Genomic DNA, 22689 nt, shown 5'->3' on the forward strand with positions numbered 1-22689 from the left:
GTTTGGCACTATGCCAAACTCATTTTTTATAAATTATTTATCTCTCCTAAACCACCCAACAACCTTCCCAGAAGCATCATCCAACACCGTATACACAACTGGAATCAGCAACAACGTAAACAACATCGAAACCGTCAACCCAAAAATAATCACAATCGCTAACGGCTGCTGTGTCTCAGCGCCCTCGCCGAAGCCTAGCGCTAACGGCACCATACCAAGGACAGTCGTGAGTGTAGTCATCAGAATCGGACGCATACGGCTTGGTCCTGCATTCAGGATTGCTTCGCGTCGCTCTTGACCGCGGCGTCTTAGGATATTGATGTAATCCACCAATACGATGGCGTTGTTTACCACGATCCCAGCAAGCATGATGACCCCGATAAAGGCTGGGATACTTAATGGGAAACCAGTGACAAATAACCCGAGTAAAATCCCGATTACGGTTGCTGGTAATGAGAACATAATGACAAATGGATGTAAGAAGTTCTCAAATTGTACTGCCATGACCGCATAGACAAGGAATATCGAGAAAATGAGCGCAAGTGATAGGTCGACGAAGGATTCGGCCATATCCTCTGCTTGCCCGCCTATGCTGTAGGTATAGCCTTCTGGTAACTTGAGGCTATCCAGCTTGTTCTCCACGTCCGTCATAATGCTCCCGAGATCTCGGTCAACTATATCACTTGACACGTTGATTTGGCGCTGCTGGTTTTCGCGTGACAAAGTATTCGGTCCTTGAATTTGTTCAAGTTCCGCTACTGTCGATAACGGAATCATCGCGCCTGTCTGCGTTTCAATTGGCAGGCTCTCAAGGTCTTCAATCGTGCTTCTTCTATCCTCAGGAAGCACAATACGAACGTCATATTCATTTCCCTCTGAACGGTATCTGGATGCTATTTGACCAGTAAATCCAATCTGAACCTGACTCATCACTTGCTGATAGCTTAATCCATACTGAGCAGCTAACTCTCGGTTGATATTGACATTAATCTCTGGACTTCCTTCAGAGGCGGATGTTTCAGGATTGTGAATTCCCTCAATGCCCTCGAGAAGATACACAATTTGATCACCTAGCTCTTCTAGAACTTCATATTCAGGGCCGTTTACCTGAATTTGAACAGGGGAGCCCATACCCATGCCGCCGCCCATAGCAGCAACGCTTATTTCAGCGCCAGAAATTTCTTGTACTTGTTCATCAATGGAAGTCATAATTTCGGTTGTCGTTCGGTCTCGCTCATCTTTTGGCACGAGTTCTATCATGTAGCTGGCTTGGTTGGATGTCGAGGCTGAGCCTCCGCCGAATCCACCTCCGCCACCGCCTACTGTTACAAAATTCGTTTTCAAAATTTCATCATAGTCGGTTAGTGTTTCATTAATTTCAGCAACGACCTCTTCTGTCGTTTCTAGGTTTGTACCCGTTGGTGTGCGCACACTAATTTCAATTTGTCCTTGGTCGGCAGTTGGCATAAATTCAGCCCCAATTGACGGGATAAGCGCCAGGCTGAGTCCAATCGCTGCAATCGTGCCAAAGATGGTCGTTTTGCGGTGGCCTAGTACAAATTTCAAAATGCGAACATAAACGTTATTGATTTTGCTTAGTAATCGGTCAAACCAATATCTTCGGCCTGATTCCATGCTGTTTGCTGATTTGGTTAACAGCTTGGAGGCTAGCATTGGAATTAGTGTAACCGAAACTACTAAGGACGCGATTAACGCGAAGGAAATCGTTAGAGCGAGCGGCGTAAATAGCTCAGATGCAATCCCTTCAACAAACACAATGGGTAGGAAAACGACTAATGTCGTAGTAGTTGACGCAATCACAGCTGGTGCCAATTCAGATGCCCCGACTTTTGCCGCTTCCTTCATTGAATAGCCTCGCTGCCTGTAGGACACGATATTTTCTAATATGACAATCGAGGAGTCGACCATCATCCCGATTCCGAGCGCAAGTCCACCCATGGTCAGGACGTTGACGGTTTCTCCGGTAAAGTACATTAATGTAAATGTTGATATAATCGCAATTGGAATGGATATCCCAATGACGAGTGTTGCACGAATGCTCTTTAAAAATAGCAGTAAAATGAGTGCCGAGAAAATAGCTCCTATGGCCATGTTTTGCACGACAGAGTCAATGGACATTTTAATAAAGGTAGAGTTGTCAAATACTACATCAAGTTCCACACCTTCTGGTAATTCGCTCTTCATGTCATCAACAGCGGCGCGCATCGTATCTGAAACATCTACGGTATTTCCGTCTGTCTTTTTCAAAATCGACATGACGACAGATGGCTTACCATTTACATAGGAAAGAGACGTCTGTTCCTTAGTCACCCGATTGACACTGGCGATATCCTCAAGATATATGGTCGCCCCTTGTGGAGTTTGAACAATCGTTTGTTTGATATCCTCTATGGAATCATATTCGCCTTGAATGCGAATTTGCAGGTTCTGGTTACCCTTATCAATGATGCCGGCAGATGCCGATTGATTGGCTGCTCCAATCGCCTGTGCAATCGCAGATGCGTTTAGTCCATATTGGGCGAGTTTATCCTGCTGTAACTCCACTTGAATTTCTTCTGTTGTGCCACCTTCAATGCTAACGGAAGCGACACCCTCTTGTCGTTCAAAATAAGGGACGAGCTCTTCATCAGCAATGCCTTGTAATTCGGCTGCATTGTCGCCTGTTAGCCCGACCCACATCACTGGCATTTGCTGTGGATCAAAGCGTAATACATTTGGGTCTCCTGCTGTTTCAGGGAGCATTCCTTTCACTTGATCCACTTTTTCCCGGACTTCTAGGAGGGCGGTATCTAAATCCGCTCCAGTATTAAACATAAGCACGACGAGTGACGCACCAGATTGAGATTGGGATTGTACGGTTTCAATGCCTTCAATTGAGCTCACTGATGACTCAATCGGCCGCGAGACGAGCTTTTCCACTTCTTGTGGAGCTGCTCCCTCATAGCTAGTTGAAACAACGGCAATCGGTAAATCGATATCTGGAAATAAATCAATGGTTAAATTACGAAGAGAGACAATTCCTAGTGCAATGATAGCGACGACGATCATAAATACGCCAACTGGACGGCGTACTGAAGTATCTACGAGTTTCACTTACTCGTCCCCCTTCATGACTTCCACTTTGCTACCGTCTGTGAGGGTAAGCTGTCCTTTGGTGACAACCTCAGTATCTTTTTTCAGTTCCCCTTTGATAGCTGATGATTCTGTCTGAGTGGCCAGTACCTCAACCTCTGTTCGCTCTGCAACATTGTCTTTGATGACATACACATACGTTGTATCACCATCCTCGATGAGAGCCTCTGTCGGTATAATAAGTTCATCTTCTATCATTTCCGTCGTAATCGAGATATCTGCCACCATACCAGGCTTGATGTTCTGCTCCTCATTATTGAGAGACGCTGTAATTGGATATAGTCCTGTGTCATCGGTTGTGAGTGAAATGGAGTCAACTGTCGCTGTTGCTTCCGTGTTCACTGCTGACACGACTAAATTGATTTCTTGATCTTTTTCAAAAAGCTCAAGCTGATCTGCTGTCACACTGAAGCTTACATTGATTGGGTCAAGAGCCACAATGGAGGCAATAGGATTCTCCTGTGAAACGAGGGAATCCTCCTTAACGGTAAGCTCCTGAATATAGCCATCAATTGGCGCTTCTACGGCTAAATTGCCTGGCGTAACCCGCGCCAACACATCTCCTTCTTCCACTTCATCCCCATTTTCCACGTTCAATTCTGAAATTTCCCCAGAACGAGGCGGTATCACCTGGGCTATCATTTCTGGCGTGATTCTTCCGTAAAAGGTTTGGTTTATGTTTAATGTTCCTTTCTCCACTTGCACTGTTTCAACAGGGGTAATCAGCTCTTCCTCCTGTTCAGCTGAATGGTCCTCCCCCTTTGTACAAGCAGTCAATAAAAAGATCGCTGATGCGATGATTGCCGCTGTTTTCTTCCATTTCATAATTGGTTACTCTCCTTTTATATGTAAGTTCGCTCATTTACAACAACATCATATAGTACGAATGAATTGGTTATGATGATTCACATATTTGCTTATTTTTTAGAATGGTCTATGAAGGAATATACAATACCTTTAGAAATTGTTCAAATGGTGTGAGGAGGGTGTTGAGGAAGTGGGTTCTTTATCAATCCAACAAAAAAAGCCCTTGTAAAACGTAAATCACGTTACACAAAAAGCCCTTTTGCTTTTTAAAATAACTATTCGCTTTTGATTTATCTATTTAATCATCTTTTTTTAACCACGCATTCCGTGATAGCATAGCAATCGCAAGGCTAGTTAAATACATCTGCCTGCGAAAGGTGAAGAAGGATGTGTCTATCACTTGTTTCATCTTATTGGTAAAAATAATTTCGGTTTTGTTTCCGTCATGAGAAGATTTGAGGTACTCTTTGATGTGGAAGAAAGAAAACCAGTAGCAGTTCATTTCCTTAGGAGATTTATTCGGGAATAGGAATACTCCAATGGACGGGTCAACAGGGATAGGTACTTTTACTTTTGTTTGAAGTATTTTCTCCATCGCTTGCTTTCGGCCATTCATTGAGGCACCACCATTGATACAGGCCTCTTCAATGATTTGCAAAGATGTTTTTGTACAATAAATTTCCCGATTTTTTTCTAGTATCCTCGTTCGATAAACTGGATCGTAATGTGGTGTGATGAGAATAGTGTTACGATTGATTTCATATTCTTCTACTTTGTTCATAATTTCCCCCTTTTAACATTTTACATCCCTCTCAATGACTATTTTACTATAACTATTCTGAATTGCAAGAAATTTTTAGTAATTTTGTACTATTTTGTAAGTTTACTCTAAAAAAACCCGCATCATGTCGACACGGGCTGTAATAAGCTTATTTGTTTTCTTCTTCCTCATTATTGGTATCTTGGCCATTTCCTTCATTTGTTCCTTCGCCATTCTCATTATTGCCTTCGTCCGGAAGAAGGTCATCTCCGTTTTCACCATTGCCACCGTTCTCTCCAGTGCCACCATTTTCTCCATTTTGAGTACCCTGGTCGCCGCCGTTTTCTCCATTTTGAGTACCCTGGTTGCCACCGTTTTCTGTTCCTTCGTCACCGCCATTTTGAGTGCCTTGATCCATTTCTTCTTCCACTGGCGTTTCTTCTTCAGTTAGTGGATCTTCTTCGCCACCACCATTACCACCATCATTATTTTCTCCATCTTCTTCTGCACAACCGACAACAAGGAATAGAGCCATAAAAGATGCCCCTAACTTCCATAACCATTTTTGTGACATATCATTTGCCTCCTTATCAATTTTGGTTTGACAAGTGTAGCTTTTCCTTTTGTTGAAAAAAATATGTTGAAAACTAGTGATGGAAAAGCCAATCTTGATTTTAGTTTTTACCTTTTTGTGGACATTATGTATTATTACAAAGAAAAACTTCGGACATGTGCAGCAATGATGGACGGAAATAAGGGAAAGACTTATGATGGCTATGAAGGACAAAATCAGTGCTGAGATGCCTTATAGCCTCATGATGACGTGTGTGATGGGCAATATTAATGCTAAAAGACAGTAAAACGTCACTGATAAGATTTATGTAGGACAAAAACAAGCTTATATGTAAGAGAAGTGTCGTTGACGAAACAAAAAGTCAATTTAGTTAAATGAAAACAGTAAATGACCAGGGAGTGTAATATGAACTGTGTAAGTAAGAAATGCGTAGGGTTTCTTACTTGCACAGTCTTTTTATTTGGTAGAATAAATATAAAGCTAAAGGAGTGATTTTGATGGGGAAGTCAAAGAGAGATCCTAACTCCGTAGAATTAGCTAACAAGATTATTGAGCAGTATCAACCTAAATCAGTTGAGGACATGCAAAATGCTTTAAAGGACATATTTGGACCTATGTTTGAATCGATGTTAAAAGGCGAAATGAATCATCATTTGGGCTATGCTTCTAATGATAAAGGAGAAAAAGAAACGAGTAATAGAAGAAATGGGTATGGTAAGAAAGCCGTTAAAACTAGTGCTGGAGAAGTTGACATAGAAGTTCCTCGTGACCGTGATGGTTCCTTTGAACCGCAACTTATTCCCAAGCGAAAAAAAGATGTTTCAGCGATAGAGAACAAAGTCATTGGTATGTATGCCAGAGGTATGTCTCAACGAGACATTTCTTCCACAATAGAGGATATCTATGGTTTTTCTGTATCTCATGAGATGATATCCAACATTACAGATCATGTATTACCAGACTTAGAAGACTGGCAAAGTCGTCCATTAACTAACTGTTATGCTTTTGTATTTGTAGATTGTATGTTTACAACCATTAGAAACCAGTATGAAACCAAAAAATATGCCGTTTATACAATCTTAGGCTACACCATGGAAGGGAATAAAGAAATCCTTGGTCTGTGGTTAAATGAGACAGAAAGTAAGCATAAATGGATGCAAATNGATATCCAACATTACAGATCATGTATTACCAGACTTAGAAGACTGGCAAAGTCGTCCATTAAGTAACTGTTATGCTTTTGTATTTGTAGATTGTATGTTTACAACCATTAGAAACCAGTATGAAACCAAAAAATATGCCGTTTATACAATCTTAGGCTACACCATGGAAGGAAATAAAGAAATCCTTGGTCTGTGGTTAAATGAGACAGAAAGTAAGCATAAATGGATGCAAATCTTTGATGAAATCAAAGCAAGAGGAGTAGAAGACATATTCTTTCTATCCATGGATGGAGTATCTGGTCTTGAAGAAGGCGCTCGTGCCATTTTCCCTGAAATCATTGTTCAACGTTGCATCGTTCATTTAATAAGAAATTCCGTAAAATATGTACCTAGTAAAGACTATAAAGCATTTACGAAATCGCTTAGAAAAGTATATGGAGCGCAAAGTCTAAAAGCATGCCATAGTGCTTTTGATTCTTTTAAACAACAATGGTCTGCCTATCCTGGTGCTATTGATGTATGGATTCGAAATTTTGATCACGTTGAGCAGCTCTTTGATTATGGAAGTGCAGTACGCAAAATCATGTACACGACCAATGCGGTAGAAAGCATACACTCCAGTTTCCGCAAGGTAACAAAAAAAGGAGCATTCCCTGACGAGAACGCTCTCTTAAAAGTTCTATTCTTACGTGTAAAAGAATTATAGACCAAATGGGAAGGTGGACACATACAGAATTGGTCCTTAGCTATGAACCAGTTATTAGTTGATGATCGATTAAAGGATCGAGTTCTGAAATATATCTGAACTTACACACTTTACTTGACAAGCCCGCGGAGTACAAGGATATTGTGCAACAAGAGTCTAAACAATATAACTAACATGCTTTTCAATGAGAACAGAACTTACCCCTTTTTATATCGGGCAAAGTCCTGTTTTTTCTTTTAGGAATTCTTCATAACTTTTCTTCAGGTTTAGTGTGGGAGATGCCGCCTTAATTCTCAGCAAAGTGAACTCGGCTTGTAATGTCTTCTGAGCTAAACGAAACGTGACTAGTTTATTCGTCAGATTAATTTTCCCCAACAAAACGTTAGGAACTAATACGTTCCTCTCTATAATTTCCATTCCCAATACACTTCACTAATTTTATACACCATTTTTTTATAAAAACTTTATATTTTGTTTAGAATCGGTTTATCTAAATGAGTTATTATATAGGAATAACTCATTTAAAAGGAGAATGGTATGTCAATCCGTAAACGGCTTTTTATATCCAATGCAATAATGGTTTTACTCCCAATCGTTATGATGATATTAATTATAATCCTTTTGAACATTACATTAGGTGGTAGTCAAATGTCTACTCATTTTAGAAATGGATGGATGTCATCTACAGAGGGAGATGCTGAACTATCAAATTCACTGATAAAGATAGCTTCCTTAGAAGAAGAGAAGTTATACGACAAAAAATTCCTTGATGAACTAGCAGAACAGTCGAATGGAATGATAATAGTTCGTAAGAGTAAAAAAATTCTGTATCCACTAAAGAACAAAGAAAGTTTAACGTATGAACATCTTCCATCTTTTGCTAATGAAGGTTATGATCCCGTCGCATGGTTTGGAAATGAGCAATATTCGGTTAGACAACATGATTTTTACTTTAAAGATGGTTCAGAAGGTTCCATTTTTCTCTTAAGTCGCTCAGATTCATTTGTCACTTTCGCACGTACATTTTTCCCAATTATTTTTGTAAGTCTACTTCTTATATTATTGCTAACAAACGTACTTCTCTCTTATTTTGTATCGAGAAGTATTTTACGCCCTGTTAAACAACTATCCGATGCGTCTTCTAAAATCAGTAAAGGGGATTTTAATTTTTCCATAAAACCTAAGAGTAAAGATGAATTAGGAAAATTAGTTCAAACCTTTGACGCGATGCGATCACAGTTGAAAGAATCACTAGAAATACGGGATAAATATGAACAAAATAGAAAGGAATTAATCGCTAACATCTCACATGATTTAAAAACACCAATCACCTCGATTCTTGGATATGTAGAAGGGATTCAGGTCGGTGTTGCCAATACAGCAGCTAAACAAGATCGTTATCTAGAGACTATTCATGCTAAGGCAAGCTACATGAATCGTTTAATAGAGGAACTCTTTTTATACTCTACATTAGATTTAAACAAACTACCCTTTACGTTTGAAGAGGTTAACATAAAGGATTTCGTAAAGGATTTCCTTGATGAAATTGACGATGAGCTTTTAGAGAAAAATGTTAATCTATCATTCGCTGCAGATGATGTCAACTCAACAGTTCTATTAGATCGAGATAAATTAATTCGAGTCCTGGCAAATATTATATACAACAGTGTAAAATATATGGATAAAAATCTGTGTCAAATCGACGTTTCAATTGAAGATAAAGATCCATTCGTAGAAATAATGATTAGTGATAACGGTCCGGGCGTAAGTGACAAAGATCTTTCTGCTATTTTTAATCAGTTTTATCAAAGCGATCATGCAAGACATCGAGGCGGAAGTGGTCTTGGGCTAGCAATCGCTTCGCAAATAATTGAGATTCATGGTGGTGAAATTTGGGCAGAAAGTGGAAGTGAAGGTGGGCTGAGTGTTCACTTTACACTAAAAAAGCTAGGGAAGAAAGGGAATCAAGATGAGTAAAAAAATAGTTATCATAGAAGATGATCAAAGCATCGCTGAATTAGAACGAGATTTTCTCGAAATTGAAAACTTTCATGTAGACATATTCTCAGATGGAGATAGTGGTCTTCAAGCAGTTATGAGAAATCATTATGATTTAATTTTACTCGATTTAATGCTCCCTTCTATGAACGGCTTTGATCTATGTAAAAAAATACGTCATAAATCCAATATCCCTATTCTTATGGTCACAGCTAAAAATGAAGATGTGGACAAAGTACGTGGATTTGGATTAGGTGCTGATGATTATATTGTGAAACCATTTAGCCCAACTGAATTAGTTGCGAGAGTAAAAGCACATTTAACTAGATATGATCGGTTAATTCATCAGGATACACCGAAAGAAGAAATGCATATTCGAGGCCTTCATCTCAACACATTGTCTAGACAGGCTTTTATCAATGGAAAAGAAGTTGAATTAACAACAAAAGAGTTTGATCTGCTTGTATTTTTTGCCCAACATCCTAACCAGGTGTTTTCAAAAGAACACTTATTTGAAAAAATTTGGGGACTTGATTCGATGGGAGACCATGCAACAGTTGCTGTCCATGTTAAAAAGATCCGAAAAAAAATTGAGGAGGACACAAATAATCCACAGTATATTTTGACTGTTTGGGGGTCAGGGTACCGTTTCAAAGGATAATATGTACTACAAAAAACCACTTAAAGGTGGTTTTTTTATTTTCCTTTTTGTTTATAAAAAATTTATAAATGGTTTAGAGGGGGTTTATATCTCCTTGTTATCCTTTAATTGTGGGTAACAAGTGAGGTGAGTTAATGAAATTATCCATGACTTCAAAAAAATGGTTGTTAACGTTACACATACTTTTTGGAGCCATTATGTTTGGTAATATGATAACCTTTTTGATTTTAAGTATTTCTGCTTCTGCAACTGAAAATAGACAGTTTGTGGAAGCTTGTTATCAAGTCATGCATCTAATGTCTAATACATCCGTGAAAGCATCGACATTTGCTACGACAGTCACCGGAATATGCCTATCAATTTGGACGAAATGGGGGTTATTCAAATATTACTGGATCATCGTAAAAGAGGTTCTGACACTCTTATTATTAGGGATGAATATTTGGGGAATGAGTGCGTGGACAAATCAGGCATTAGTTCAGCTTGTTAACGCAGAAATAATAACAAATATAGCTATCGTCCAATTAAACCTTTGGATTGGGATTATCATTCAACTTATTTCACTACTTCTCATTTTTGTCCTTTCAGTCTTTAAACCTTGGGGAAGAAGACAGTTAATATCTAAGTAAAAAAGGAGGGGAATATTGTGAAACATGAATTACGATCAGACCGCAATCGAATAATTAGCTTCATATTTGTTTCTTTAGTGATACTGTTTTTCATCAGTATTATCATTCAAATATTTTTTGCGGGAATGGGCCTTTTCGTTCAAGGCAATTGGGGATATCACACTAACTTTATTCACTTTTTTGAATTTATCCCCCTTATCTTGTTCGTATTGTCTTTCTTTAGTAAAACTCTAAAAACACTACGGTGGCAATGTTTAGCACTTTATTTCATGATAGTACTGCAATATATCACAATTGTCTTTTCGGGATCGATTCCCTATTTACCGGCATTCCACCTAGTCATAGCATCTCTGCTTTTTTGGAGATCTTTGGTCACAGCAAGTACAGCAGTCAAGTTAGTTAAAATGAAGAAAAATTAATGAAATGGAGAGGATTACAATGCATCAATTCGGTTACTTTTTCCCATTCGGCATCTTTTTTACTTTTTTACTTTTTGGTTTGATTATAACGAATATTATTTTGTGGAAACGCAGAAAAGGCTTGTGTTATCAAGATAATCATCTTGCATTGACTACATTAAATAATCGTCTAGCAAAAGGTGAAATTACTGTTGACGAATATAATGATCTTAAAGAAATTTTAAAGAAGTAAGTCTTGTTGGTTGTATGGCCATAACCATTTGTATTTTGATCATACAACCACTTTATTTAACTGTTAATAATGGAATATATTCATTATTTTATTCACTGATTTGTAAATACATTAAAACATTCTGCAATTCTTCCAAGAGCAAGTGATTTATTGCCTATCTTTATTTTTTCCTTTTATTACCATAAACTTTTGCTGCGCAGTACAAAGATACTATTCAATAAAAAAATGATATTCCACAATCGGGCGCATTGCGGAAGACCATAAGCCTAATTCCTCGGTGAAAATAAAGAGAAATAGGCTTTTTCCCTTCAAAATCCTTGGAGTATTTATATTGGTAAACCCGTTGACAACAAATGGTGAATTTTGTGGAAACTGGGGTGAAAAACTTGGCAGAGATGGCACATACTTGCTGCTGTAATCAAGCTAATTAGGGATCGTGAATAGTTCAGTGATTTTTACAGCGTTAAGCTATAGATTTAACGTTGTTATTTTTGGGTTCATAATTAATGAAATAAAAAGCACTAATATATAAGGTACTTAAAACCTTATATATTAGTGTTTATGATTATATTATTATTCAATAATATAAGTAGCTAGGAAACTCTTGTGAGATGTAATATTCCATGGTTATTATTATTTGAAGGATTGTTAAAATAATATCCTTCTATTTTTTGTTCCTTCTCATTTATAATCAAAGAACCGTACCCTTTATGATCTGAGAAAGGTTTATTAGATTGTTCAGGGTTCTTTTCGTTTTGATAAGAATAAAAAAGTTTGACTTTGGCCCCATCTCGTACTTTTATAGATGTTGTATAACTTGATGATTTGGAGTGTCTAAACTTCCCCTGAATACAGATTTCTGTCCAAGTTTGTTCAATGATTAACTCTGCTGGAAATTCATCCTTAAATTCAAAAAAGGAAGAACGAAAATTCCCCTTCCAAGTTCCAATTAAATTTGGTGTTAAAATTAAGGAACAAAATTATAACATTATAATGGTGATCGGCCCATCAAGAATTGGGAAGTCAAGAATGATACTTGAGATAATAGATGAAATCAATAAACAAATGAATAAAGAAATGTCTGAAAATCAATCCATTATTCCTGTTTCTGGTATGGAGTTGCCTAATCCTGATAGTCGAAAATTCAACTGGAAGGACTTTTATAAGAGAGTTTTATTAGCAATGAGTGAAGAAATGGTTGAATATAAAGTTAACCTTAATGACTTAATGAACAAAAAGAAATCAAAAAGCATTAGTCCTTTTGACAGTAACACTTCACCAGAGCTGAGACAATCTATTGAGAGAGTTTTTTACCATCGTGAAACAAAAGCTTTTTTAATTGATGAAGCTCAGCACTTCTTCAAAATTGGAGGTGGATCAGATGCTTTAATAACACAATTTAATTCAATTAAATCCCTCTCTAATATGGCAGGAACTGTATTTGTTATGTTTGGTACTTATGATTTGAATACTATGATTAATCTTGATGGTCAACTGACAAGTCGAGTAAAGGAGATTCATTTTCCCCGCTATGATAATCAGGACAAAAAAGATATGAATTTTTTTAAAGGTTGCATAAATTCGTTTCAAAAATTAATCCCAGTTTCAATTGAACCTCAGTTAGTGCAACATACTCAATATCTTTATGAGAATAGCATTGGATGTGTTGGAATTTTAAAGCAGTGGTTACAACGCAGTTTAAATCAAGCATTGAGAGAAAATGCTGATACAGTGACTATGGATCATCTGAAACAGAATGCATTAAGTCTAAAGAAAGTATTTAGGCTAGCTTCAGAAGCGGTTCATGGAGAAATGCAATTTTTAGAAAATGAAGGACTCGGGGAAATGATTAGAAAATTATACAGAGGTGAACTTGAAGAGGATTCAAGAGATACTCAGTCTGCCAAAGATTCATCCAAAAAGCGTAATACAAATAATAAAAAACCAGGTATACCAAATCCGGTTCGAAATAAAGTAGGTAATTTATAGAGAGAAAAATTTGGGTTAAGGCTTTTATGGTCTTAACCCTTAAATGTTAATGTGGGGAAATAAAACATGATTGACCAGTTGATTAAGAGAAAAATAAATGAGGTTAAACCGAGAAGTGTTCTTTGTGGAATAGAGCCTATTGGTCTCGGAACATCATATGTAGAGAGCTTATCTAGTTATATATCGAGACTAGCAATATATCATAATGTACATATTACAACTCTTTTAAATGAAACTATTGGACCACGTTTAGAATCTACTTATCTAAAAGATAAGTTTTCTAAGAGGCTTTCACCTAATCGTTATTATCTAATTAATGGCATAAGTACAATAAATCGAGAGTTTATAAATGTACTAGAAAAATTAACTGGAAGGAATGATATCGAACATTTAACCTTTAAAAATTGGGAAGGGATATTTTCAAAGAATATAGTTGTAAAGAACAAGAGGTGGTGTCCAGTTTGTCTGGAAGAATGGAGAAAAGAATCAAAACCCCTTTATGAACCATTGATTTGGTTGGTATCAGATATAGAAAAATGCGAGATCCATTCTTCAAGCCTAAAGGAACATTGTCCTAACTGCGGCAAAAAATTGGCTTTTATTCATAGAAACTTATTAGTAGGGCATTGTCAGTATTGTTATCAATGGTTAGGAGAAAGTGAATCATTTAATAAAAAAGGTTTCTTATCAAGAGATGAACTTTTTCTAATAGAAAACTATAAAAAGTTATTAGAGTCAGGGCCTGAACGAATTTCTTTCCCAAGTAAAAACTTTATCAGCTTGTTACTTCCAAAGATAAAGGAAAATATAAGTATCGGTAGGGTGATAGATTTTGCTCAGTTTCTAGATGTAAGATATAAAAAGTTAATTGATTGGATGAAGAATCGTCATATTCCAAGTCCAGAAGCACTGGTTTCTATTTGTCGAAAACTTGACTGCACAATTGACGAGCTATTCTCGTTCTCAGTAGAAAGTGACATATTGGACCACAAGTTTTTAATTAATAAAGATGTATTTAAAAATAAGGTTACAAAAGAAAAGGTTTGTAGTACTTTATTAAACGAGATAAAAAAAGAGAAACCAAGGAGCCTGGAGCAAATTTGTAATAAATTAGGGGTTACTTCTAAATACGTATACTGGAATTACCCAATTTTGGGTAAGAGAATAAGGGATAAGTATTTATCTTGCAAAAACCAACAGGATAAACAGGTACAAAAAAAATTAAAGAAGTATTAGAAAAAAGTTTAATAAAAGATGAGCCAGAAAGTTTAATTAAATGCTTAGTTGATAATGATATATCATATAAAATTGCAAAAAGACATCACCCAATATTATGTCATGAAATATCAACTAGGTACTCAAACTATATTAGTGAAAATAAAAGAAAACGCATAGAACAAACTCAGTCCCAATTTTTAAAAGTCATTTATGAATTAAATGAAGAAGGAAGTTACCCTAGTGTGGCAAAAATAACCCAAAGAAATCCAGATATTGATCCAAACATTTTCCGTCAAAAGGTTTTTAATGATTTTCGAAAAAGCACTGCAATTTGTTTGGGGTATGATTTGGCTGAAAAAAAGCGGTAAAGCATAAAATTTCCTGAAATAAAAAAATAAACTGTAACGTTTCCGAAAATATAAATTCTGACCTTATTTTAGTTGGAATTTTCTTTTTTTTTGTATTTTCAAGGTGAATCTAAAACATTAAATGGTTTAGCCCTTTAGTAACAACGGTTGGAAAGAATATGCTTTATTCTGTGGAAATTATATGGTTTACGTCACATTTTTTAACCTAAAATAGAAAAAATTGCTTCTCGAACTCTAATTTCTTATTTAGTAATGAGGATGAGTATTTGCCGTTCCTAGGTGTTACTATGTTATAGTTTTTTAAAATCCACTCTGCACGTTTCCTCTTCTGTTCAACTCTCAGGTATTTATAAACATGTTCCAAAGTTAAGAAAACGTCTTTTTTCTTTTTTATATTTAAAGTAAAGGAGTTATTGTGATTTTGAGGGTTATAATTCTTCTTTTCATAAATATTTCCATTAGTTAAACTTTGCATATAAATTAGAAGTTCTACATCCGTAGATGCAACTGTTATACTTGGCCTTCTATGTTTTTTTCATGCATCCTTGTTAAAGTGATACTTCCTTCTCCATCAACTGATACCCGCAAGATATACAGATTCCCAATCTTTCATATTATAAACCTCCCACTAATTTAATAATTTTATTATATAAAAATTCAGCCTAAAAGGGAACATTTGTTTTGGTTGGGTAGGTTTTAATTGTTGCGCCTAATACAAAAAAACTATAGAGGGTCATCTGCCAAAAATGACCTCTCTATAGGAGTGCCTAATCGTTCTCAATACCCAAAATTATTCAACCTCTCATAATAAGACTGTAAAAATTCAAAAAAGATCTGTTCTGAAGGAGCAACTTCTCGGTTCGATGGCAAGATAATTCCCACTGTACGGGAGACGTTTGGCTCTATGATTTTGATTGGTTTCGCATCTCGTATTGGAAGGTCAGTTAATGTAATTTCAGGAAGTAAACTAACCCCGAGGTTTGCTGAAACAAGTCCTTTGATGGTTTCAACATCTTCTCCTTCAAAGGCAATTCGTGGCTGGAATCCAACCTGTGAGCAAGCCTTCATAATGATATCGCGTATATTATAGCCTTGCCTAAAAATGACAAAAGGTTCATTTTTTAATTGTCCTAAACGTAGATGAGATTCATTAGCAAGTTCATGATTATTTGGTAATAGGGCCATCATTTTTTCAGTAAAGAAGATATGGCCTTCAACATCCTCATGGTTTGACGGCACAGGGGAGACAAAAGCTATATCGATTTGCCCTGTAATTACCGCATCTGTTAGCTCGCTGACGGTTCCTTGATGCAACTGAAATCCGATTTGTGGATGCTCTTTTCGAAATGCGGAGATCACATTCGGCAGTGTTTTAGCGGCTAGACTGGTTGGAAAACCGAGTCGAATGGTGCCACTCTCAGGATTTAAGAATTCATAAATCGCTCTTTCTGCTTTATTAAATTCAAGCATGGCCCTTTTTACATGTTCAAGGAATATTTCTCCAACCGGTGTTAGACTAATTTTCCGGCCCCCACGTAAAAATAGCTTGACTCCAAGTTCAATCTCTAGATTGGCAATTTGTCTACTTACAGCTGACTGGGCGACGTGTAATTCAGCAGCTGCCTCACTCACATGCTCTAATTCGGCCACTTTTATAAAATATTTAATTTGTCTAAGTTCCATCATATCACCCTTTATATACCCATTATATCATTTTGCGATTAGTAGTATCGAATATATATATTGAAAGCATAACAGAAAAATTATAAGATTAATATATCTCATTGTCGAACTTTTAACATTTTTTAAACAAATTGAAGTTGGTAAAGGAAAAGGGGGAACTCTGGCATTTAGCGAGTTTCTTTTTTCTTCTATAGAAAGGATGGGGTGAAACAATGATTCAAACAGGACTCCCAGTGAAGCAAGGATTGTATGATCCCAAGTTTGAAAGTGATGCGTGTGGCATTGGCGTTATTGCCAGTATCGATGGTGAACAATCCCATCAAATGATTCAAGATGCAATCACGATCCTCTGTCGACTTGAGCATCGTGGTGGTCGTGGGTCAGATAACCATACAGGTGACGGTGCAGGTATTATGATGCAAATCCCAGATGAGTTGTATCGTGAACAGTGGAATCAAAAGCTACCACAGCAAGGAGAATATGCAGTTGGTATGCTGTTTTTACCACAGGAGGAGCATGTAAGAAAAAAGGCTGAATCCGTGGTAGAACAGGTGATTAATGAGGAGGAGCACGAATTAATCGGCTGGCGAACGGTTCCGGTTGTTAAGTCCATTCTGTCCGAGACGGCCAAATCAACATTGCCCTACATTCGTCAGGTTTTTATTAAAAAGCCTCAAGAAGCGAATTCTGTTGAAAAATTTAAGCAATCTCTTTACTTAATTCGTCGTATTATTGAAAAGCGTATTCAAAAAATGGAAGAGCTTAAAAAGGGTCCATTTTATTTTGCAAGTCTTTCCCCAGAGACCATTGTGTATAAGGGAATGCTGACGCCTGAACAAATGGATCAATTTTATTTAGATTTAAATGATACAAGAGCTAAAACAGCATTTGGTATGGTGCACTCACGTTATAGTACCAATACGTTTCCATCGTGGGAGCGAGCACATCCAAACCGTATGTTAATGCATAATGGTGAGATTAATACGATTACAGGAAATGTCAACTGGATGAAGGCACGTGAAACAGCGGCGATTTCTCACATTTATGAGGATCGTCACAAGGAGCTACTACCTATTATTGATGAAGACTCCAGTGACTCGGGTATGCTTGATCAGGCATTTGAGTACTTAGTAACCAATGGCCGTTCCATGTCACAAACAGCGATGATGATGGTGCCAGAGGCTTGGGATTTAAATGAACAAATGAAGGATCCTGAGCGTGCATGCTTTGAATACTTAAGCACCATTATGGAGCCGTGGGATGGTCCAACAGCGATTGCTTATACTAATGGGAAGCAAATCGGAGCTTCACTTGATCGTAATGGGCTACGTCCAGCACGTTATTACATTACAGAGGACAATCGTATTGTGTTGTCTTCTGAGGTAGGCGTTGTGGATATCGAACAGGAGCAAGTGGTTCAAAAGGGACGACTTGCTCCGGGCGAGATGATTCTAGTTGATTTGGAAAAGCATAAGGTATTGTTTAATAAGGACATTAAACATGAAATCGCAACCCAATTTCCTTATCGTGAGTGGTTAAAGGATTCACAAGTTCAATTAAAAGGCTTTAAGGAAAAAGATTATTCCGAGGAATTAACAAAAAATGAGCTTCTTCAATTTCAACTAGCCAATGGGTATACGAAGGAAGAAGTCATGAAAAATATTTTGCCAATGGTCACCGAAAAAAAAGACCCAATCGGATCTATGGGAAATGACACACCACTGGCCGTTTTATCGGAACAACCTCAATTGTTGTTTAACTACTTTAAGCAATTGTTTGCCCAGGTGACGAACCCGCCGATTGATGCTATTCGTGAAAAAGGGGTGACCTCTACTACTTCCTATCTTGGTCCACGTCATAATTTCTTAGAGGATGGTCCAGAGCATTGTAAACGAATCCGGCTTTATACACCGATTTTGACAAAGCATGAATTTGATGCGGTGATTCATAATAGTCGAAGTGATTTCCGGTTTGAGAATTTTTCAACGACTTATCCGACCTCGCGTGGGGCTGCTGGCATGGAGTCCGCGTTAGAGTCTTTATTCCAACTGGTTGAGGCAGCGATTGAACAAGGTGTTTCCATGATCGTGCTAACGGACCGTGATACGTCAAGTGAACGTGTAGCGATGCCTTCATTATTAGTCGTAAGTGGCTTACACCATTATTTGGTTCGTAAAGGTCTTAGGACGAAAGCGAGTTTAATTTTAGAAACAGCTGAAGCTCGTGATGTTCATCAATTTTCCGTTTTAATTGGCTTTGGCGTTGATATGATTTATCCTTACCTAGCTTATCGGACGATTGAAAAGCTAGTGGAAGACCAATATGTAGAGGAATATCATTATGAACAAGCGATTAATCGCTACCGTGATGCAGCAACATCCGGAATTGTCAAAGTGATGTCGAAAATGGGAATTTCAACCATTCAAAGTTATCGTGGTGCGCAGACGTTTGAAGCGATTGGACTGAATCGGGATGTGGTGAACCGATATTTCTATGGTACGTCATCAAAGTTAGGTGGCATAGGTTTAGAAACCATTGCGGAAGAGTCATTAACTCGTCATCGTCTTGCTTATGATGAAAGTCGTTCGACATTACCATCTGGTGGCGATATGCAATGGCGTCATGATGGGGAGTATCACTCATTTAATCCGAGAACGATTCATACGCTTCAGCATGCTGCACGCATGAATAGTAAAACCATGTATCAAAAGTTTTCGGAGCTTGTCGAAGGTGAAAAAGTGACATTCTTACGCGACTTGTTAGATGTTAAGGCTGATGAATCTAAATCAATTCCTATTGAAGAGGTTGAGCCAGTAGAAAATATATGGAAGAGATTTAAAACAGGTGCGATGTCATATGGGGCACTCAGCCAAGAGGCACATGAGGTTTTGGCGATAGCGATGAATCGTATTGGTGGTAAAAGTAATAGCGGTGAGGGTGGGGAAGATCCAAATCGCTTTACACCGGATGAGAATGGTGACTTTAGAAGAAGTGCGATTAAACAGGTTGCCTCTGGTCGCTTTGGTGTTACGAGCTATTATTTAACGAATGCCGATGAAATTCAAATCAAAATGGCACAGGGGGCTAAGCCAGGTGAAGGTGGTCATCTTCCAGGCAAAAAAGTGCACCCTTGGATTGCTAAAGTTCGGAAATCGACACCGGGTGTTGGGTTAATCTCACCACCACCGCACCACGATATCTACTCGATTGAAGATTTAGCACAATTAATTTATGACTTAAAGCATGCGAACCCAGATGCTCGCTTAAATGTGAAGCTTGTTGCGAAATCAGGTGTTGGAACGATTGCAGCTGGTGTTGCGAAGGGGAAGGCTGATGTCATTTTAATCAGTGGTTATGAAGGCGGTACAGGTGCTTCACCAAAAACGAGTATACGTCATGCGGGTCTACCATGGGAGCTAGGTCTAGCTGAGGCCCACCAGACGTTAGTTTTAAATGGTTTACGTGAGCGTGTCCGGTTGGAGACAGATGGGAAACTCATGACAGGACGTGACGTGATTAAGGCAGCCTTACTTGGGGCAGAAGAATACGGTTTTTCAACCGCACCAATGGTTGTTCTAGGATGTATTCTAATGCGGGCCTGCCACTTAGACACGTGCCCTGTTGGCATTGCGACTCAAAATCCAGAGCTACGTGACAAGTTTGCAGGTCAGGCCGATCACGTTGTGAATTACATGCGTTTTGTCGCAGAGGAAATGCGTGAGATTATGGCACAACTAGGTGTGCGAACATTGGCTGAATTGATTGGGCGTACGGACTTATTAAAGGTGAGTCATAAGAAGGCAGACCATCCAAAGGCCAAACTGCTAGATTTAGAGCCGCTGTTGCATTCAACAGATGCAAGTTGGCTAGGAAATGAACGTCCAGAAATTAACGCTTTTGATGAACGCCATATGGATGAAGCTGAGCTAATTCCACAATTGGATCAGGCATTAGAAAATGGTAAAGCGATTCAGCTAGATTTACCGATTGAAAACACGAATCGAACCGTTGGAACAACACTTGGGTATGAGGTGTCTAAACGTTATGGTGAGGAAGGATTACCTGAGGATACAATTGACCTACGATTTACTGGTGCAGCCGGTCAAAGCTTCGGTGCCTTCGTTCCACGTGGTGTAACGATGCGTGTGAAAGGCGATGGAAACGACTATGTCGGAAAAGGATTATCCGGCGGAAAAATCATATTTCAACCTAATTTACCTGCCGCTTTACATCGTATGGAAGAGGTTATTATCGGTAACGTTGCTTTATTTGGAGCTACAGGCGGTGAAGCCTATATTAATGGTGGTGCAGGTGAACGTTTTGCTGTTCGGAACAGTGGCGCACGTGCTGTTGTTGAAGGTGTTGGCGACAATGGTTGTGAATATATGACAGGCGGTCGTGTTGTCGTACTCGGTGGTATTGGTAAAAATTTTGCCGCTGGAATGTCAGGTGGAATTGCCTACATTTGGGCTAACGATATCAAAGAAGTGAAAAAGAAATGTAATAAAGAGCTTGTTTTATTTGAAAAGCTTGATAACCAAGATGAACAAAATGAGGTTAAAGATCTGTTACTCAAGCATGTACAATATACAGGAAGTAAGCGTGCAGAATTTATCCTAAATCAATGGGAAACAGCGGTAGATCAGTTTGTGAAAATCATTCCTGAGGAGTATAAAGCGATTTCGACAAGTGACGAAAGCTCCAAACAGGAAAAAGTGGTGCAATAACAATGACAAAAGGAGGGGAACATCAATGGGTTATTTAACAGGGTTCATGGAATTTAACCGAAAAGACCAAGAAGTTCGTGACCCCATAGAGCGTATCAAGAACTTTCAAGAATATGTTCTTCGTTTTGACGACGATGAGCTGAAACGTCAAAGCTCACGCTGTATGGACTGCGGCACACCCTTTTGTCATACAGGTGCAGAGTGGGATGGTGCTTATGTCGGATGTCCGGTCAATAATTTTATCCCAGAATGGAATGAATTGGTGAGTGAAGAAAACTGGCAGGAGGCACTTGCGCGTTTGGAGGAAACCAATAACTTTCCGGAATTTACTGGGCGAGTATGTCCTGCTCCATGTGAGGGTTCTTGTACATTAGCGATTAATGATGATCCAGTTACGATAAAATCAATAGAAAACGAGATTATCGAACGAGGATTTGATCATGGTTGGGTTCAAGCCAAAGTTCCGGAACGTCGGACAGGAAAGCGTGTGGCTATTGTCGGCTCAGGTCCTGCGGGCTTAGCGGCTGCTGAGCAGCTTAATGTAATGGGGCATCACGTGACCGTTTTTGAACGTGACGACAGACCTGGTGGATTGTTGATGTACGGGATTCCAAATATGAAATTAGAAAAGGATACCGTCGATCGCCGGATACATGTAATGAAGGAAGCTGGGATTGCGTTTACGTGTAACACAGAGGTTGGCGTTGATATTACCCGCGAGGAATTGAATCATGAGTACGATGCGGTAATCATGTGTACCGGAGCTCAAGACCCACGAGATATTCCTTTGGAGAACCGTGATAGTAGCGGAATCCATTTTGCCATGGAATATTTAACAGCTGCTACAAAGGCGCTTAAAACTGATCCGAAAAATACACCTATTTCAGCTGAGGGTAAAAATGTGATTGTGATCGGTGGCGGTGACACAGGGGCTGACTGTGTAGCCACAGCTCTTCGTCAAAATTGTAAGCGTGTTGTTCAGTTTGGTAAGCATCCAGAAAGCCCAGGGGAACGGACAGACGACAATCCTTGGCCAGAGTATCCAATGACGTTTAAATTGGATTATGGGTATAAAGAGGGTTACGAAAGCCAAGGGGAAGACCCGCGAAAGTATGAGGTATTAACCCAACGCTTTGAACAAAATGAACAGGGTCATGTGAAAGCTTTGCATACGTTAAATGTGGAAAAAGTTTATGAAGATGGGAAGCTAGTGACAAAAGAAATACCAGGAACAGAACAAGTTTGGGAAGCTGATCTTGTTTTAGTTGCAATTGGGTTCTTAGGCCCGGAGCAAGAAGTATTAGAACACTTTGGTTTAAAAACCGATGAACGTGGTCGCATCTGGACTGTAGACGGAATGAAAGACTACCGTACAAGCGAAGAAGGTGTTTATGCGGCAGGTGATGCCCGCCGCGGCCAAAGTCTTGTGGTTTGGGCCATCCGCGAGGGACGTGAAGTGGCAGATCAGGTTCATGAATTTTTAACAGAAGGTGCGACGAAGAAGGTTGTATAGAAGAAAAATTCCGCCAATAGGGCGGAATTTTTTTGCGCTCCAACTGAGTTCATGAAAAATGACATTCCTACTTTTTTTATGGTATTTTT

The 22689-nt window shown here is 38.5% G+C and carries 15 protein-coding genes and 2 pseudogenes; 11 read left to right on the forward strand and 6 right to left on the reverse strand.

Going from position 1 to position 22689, the window contains the following annotated elements; genetic code table 11:
* Window positions 1–33: 33 nt before the first annotated feature.
* The 4 genes from GH754_RS01960 to GH754_RS01975 all read right to left on the reverse strand — a co-directional run bounded on the left by GH754_RS01960 (window position 34) and on the right by GH754_RS01975 (window position 5294).
* On the reverse strand, window positions 34–3114 hold the full coding sequence (locus tag GH754_RS01960; RefSeq protein WP_323741803.1) for an efflux RND transporter permease subunit: 3081 nt from the start codon (window positions 3112–3114) through the stop codon (window positions 34–36).
* The gene (locus GH754_RS01965; protein WP_153727043.1) at window positions 3115–3978 is read right to left on the reverse strand and encodes an efflux RND transporter periplasmic adaptor subunit; all 864 of its coding nucleotides are present in this window, start codon (window positions 3976–3978) and stop codon (window positions 3115–3117) included. It lies immediately after the preceding gene.
* Between the two features lie 280 nt (window positions 3979–4258).
* Window positions 4259–4741: a competence protein ComK gene (locus GH754_RS01970; RefSeq protein ID WP_153727044.1), complete on the reverse strand. Its 483-nt coding sequence runs from the start codon at window positions 4739–4741 to the stop codon at window positions 4259–4261.
* A 148-nt stretch (window positions 4742–4889) separates the two neighbouring features.
* Window positions 4890–5294, reverse strand: coding sequence for a hypothetical protein (locus GH754_RS01975; protein WP_153727045.1), 405 nt, complete (start codon window positions 5292–5294; stop codon window positions 4890–4892).
* A gap of 497 nt (window positions 5295–5791) precedes the next feature.
* On the opposite strand from GH754_RS01975, the pseudogene GH754_RS01980 reads away from it, so the two are divergent.
* From GH754_RS01980 to GH754_RS02005, 7 genes and pseudogenes are all read left to right on the forward strand, one after another.
* Window positions 5792–6442: pseudogene (locus tag GH754_RS01980) on the forward strand (IS256 family transposase); the annotation flags it as partial.
* Window positions 6443–6458: 16 nt separating this feature from the next.
* Window positions 6459–7262 (forward strand): annotated as a pseudogene (locus GH754_RS01985) (IS256 family transposase); the annotation flags it as partial.
* Window positions 7263–7811: 549 nt separating this feature from the next.
* On the forward strand, window positions 7812–9140 hold the full coding sequence (locus GH754_RS01990) for a HAMP domain-containing sensor histidine kinase (RefSeq protein WP_194841255.1): 1329 nt from the start codon (window positions 7812–7814) through the stop codon (window positions 9138–9140).
* Window positions 9133–9822 (forward strand): response regulator transcription factor, encoded by a 690-nt coding sequence (locus tag GH754_RS01995; RefSeq protein ID WP_153727047.1) that lies wholly within the window; start codon window positions 9133–9135, stop codon window positions 9820–9822. The genes GH754_RS01990 and GH754_RS01995 overlap by 8 nt, the downstream gene beginning before the upstream one ends.
* A 134-nt stretch (window positions 9823–9956) precedes the next feature.
* Entirely contained in the window at window positions 9957–10451 is a 495-nt protein-coding gene (locus GH754_RS02000; protein WP_153727048.1) for a hypothetical protein, read from the forward strand.
* 77 nt (window positions 10452–10528) lie between these two features.
* Complete coding sequence (locus GH754_RS20050; protein ID WP_407690646.1) at window positions 10529–10870, forward strand: DUF6220 domain-containing protein; 342 nt, start codon at window positions 10529–10531, stop codon at window positions 10868–10870.
* Window positions 10871–10889: 19 nt separating this feature from the next.
* Window positions 10890–11102 carry an SHOCT domain-containing protein gene (locus GH754_RS02005; RefSeq protein WP_153727049.1) on the forward strand — a complete coding sequence of 71 codons (213 nt, stop codon included), beginning with the start codon at window positions 10890–10892 and terminating at the stop codon, window positions 11100–11102.
* A gap of 593 nt (window positions 11103–11695) precedes the next feature.
* On the opposite strand, the gene GH754_RS20055 is transcribed toward GH754_RS02005, so the two are convergent.
* Window positions 11696–12070 (reverse strand): Cap15 family cyclic dinucleotide receptor domain-containing protein, encoded by a 375-nt coding sequence (locus GH754_RS20055; RefSeq protein WP_407690647.1) that lies wholly within the window; start codon window positions 12068–12070, stop codon window positions 11696–11698.
* Between GH754_RS20055 and GH754_RS02010 the strand changes: the two genes are divergently transcribed.
* Window positions 11979–13091 carry an AAA family ATPase gene (locus GH754_RS02010; RefSeq protein WP_153727050.1) on the forward strand — a complete coding sequence of 371 codons (1113 nt, stop codon included), beginning with the start codon at window positions 11979–11981 and terminating at the stop codon, window positions 13089–13091. The genes GH754_RS20055 and GH754_RS02010 overlap by 92 nt on opposite strands.
* Before the next feature lie 66 nt (window positions 13092–13157).
* The gene (locus GH754_RS02015; protein ID WP_153727051.1) at window positions 13158–14327 is read left to right on the forward strand and encodes a helix-turn-helix domain-containing protein; all 1170 of its coding nucleotides are present in this window, start codon (window positions 13158–13160) and stop codon (window positions 14325–14327) included.
* 1127 nt (window positions 14328–15454) lie between these two features.
* On the opposite strand, the gene GH754_RS02020 is transcribed toward GH754_RS02015, so the two are convergent.
* Window positions 15455–16360 carry a LysR family transcriptional regulator gene (locus tag GH754_RS02020; protein ID WP_153727052.1) on the reverse strand — a complete coding sequence of 302 codons (906 nt, stop codon included), beginning with the start codon at window positions 16358–16360 and terminating at the stop codon, window positions 15455–15457.
* A gap of 212 nt (window positions 16361–16572) precedes the next feature.
* On the opposite strand from GH754_RS02020, the gene gltB reads away from it, so the two are divergent.
* On the forward strand, window positions 16573–21087 hold the full coding sequence (gene gltB / locus GH754_RS02025) for a glutamate synthase large subunit (RefSeq protein WP_153727053.1): 4515 nt from the start codon (window positions 16573–16575) through the stop codon (window positions 21085–21087).
* 25 nt (window positions 21088–21112) lie between these two features.
* The gene (locus tag GH754_RS02030; RefSeq protein ID WP_153727054.1) at window positions 21113–22600 is read left to right on the forward strand and encodes a glutamate synthase subunit beta; all 1488 of its coding nucleotides are present in this window, start codon (window positions 21113–21115) and stop codon (window positions 22598–22600) included.
* Window positions 22601–22689: the final 89 nt, after the last annotated feature.

The organism is Salinibacillus xinjiangensis, assembly GCF_009649735.1.
GTDB classification, from domain to species: domain Bacteria; phylum Bacillota; class Bacilli; order Bacillales; family Alkalibacillaceae; genus Salinibacillus; species Salinibacillus xinjiangensis.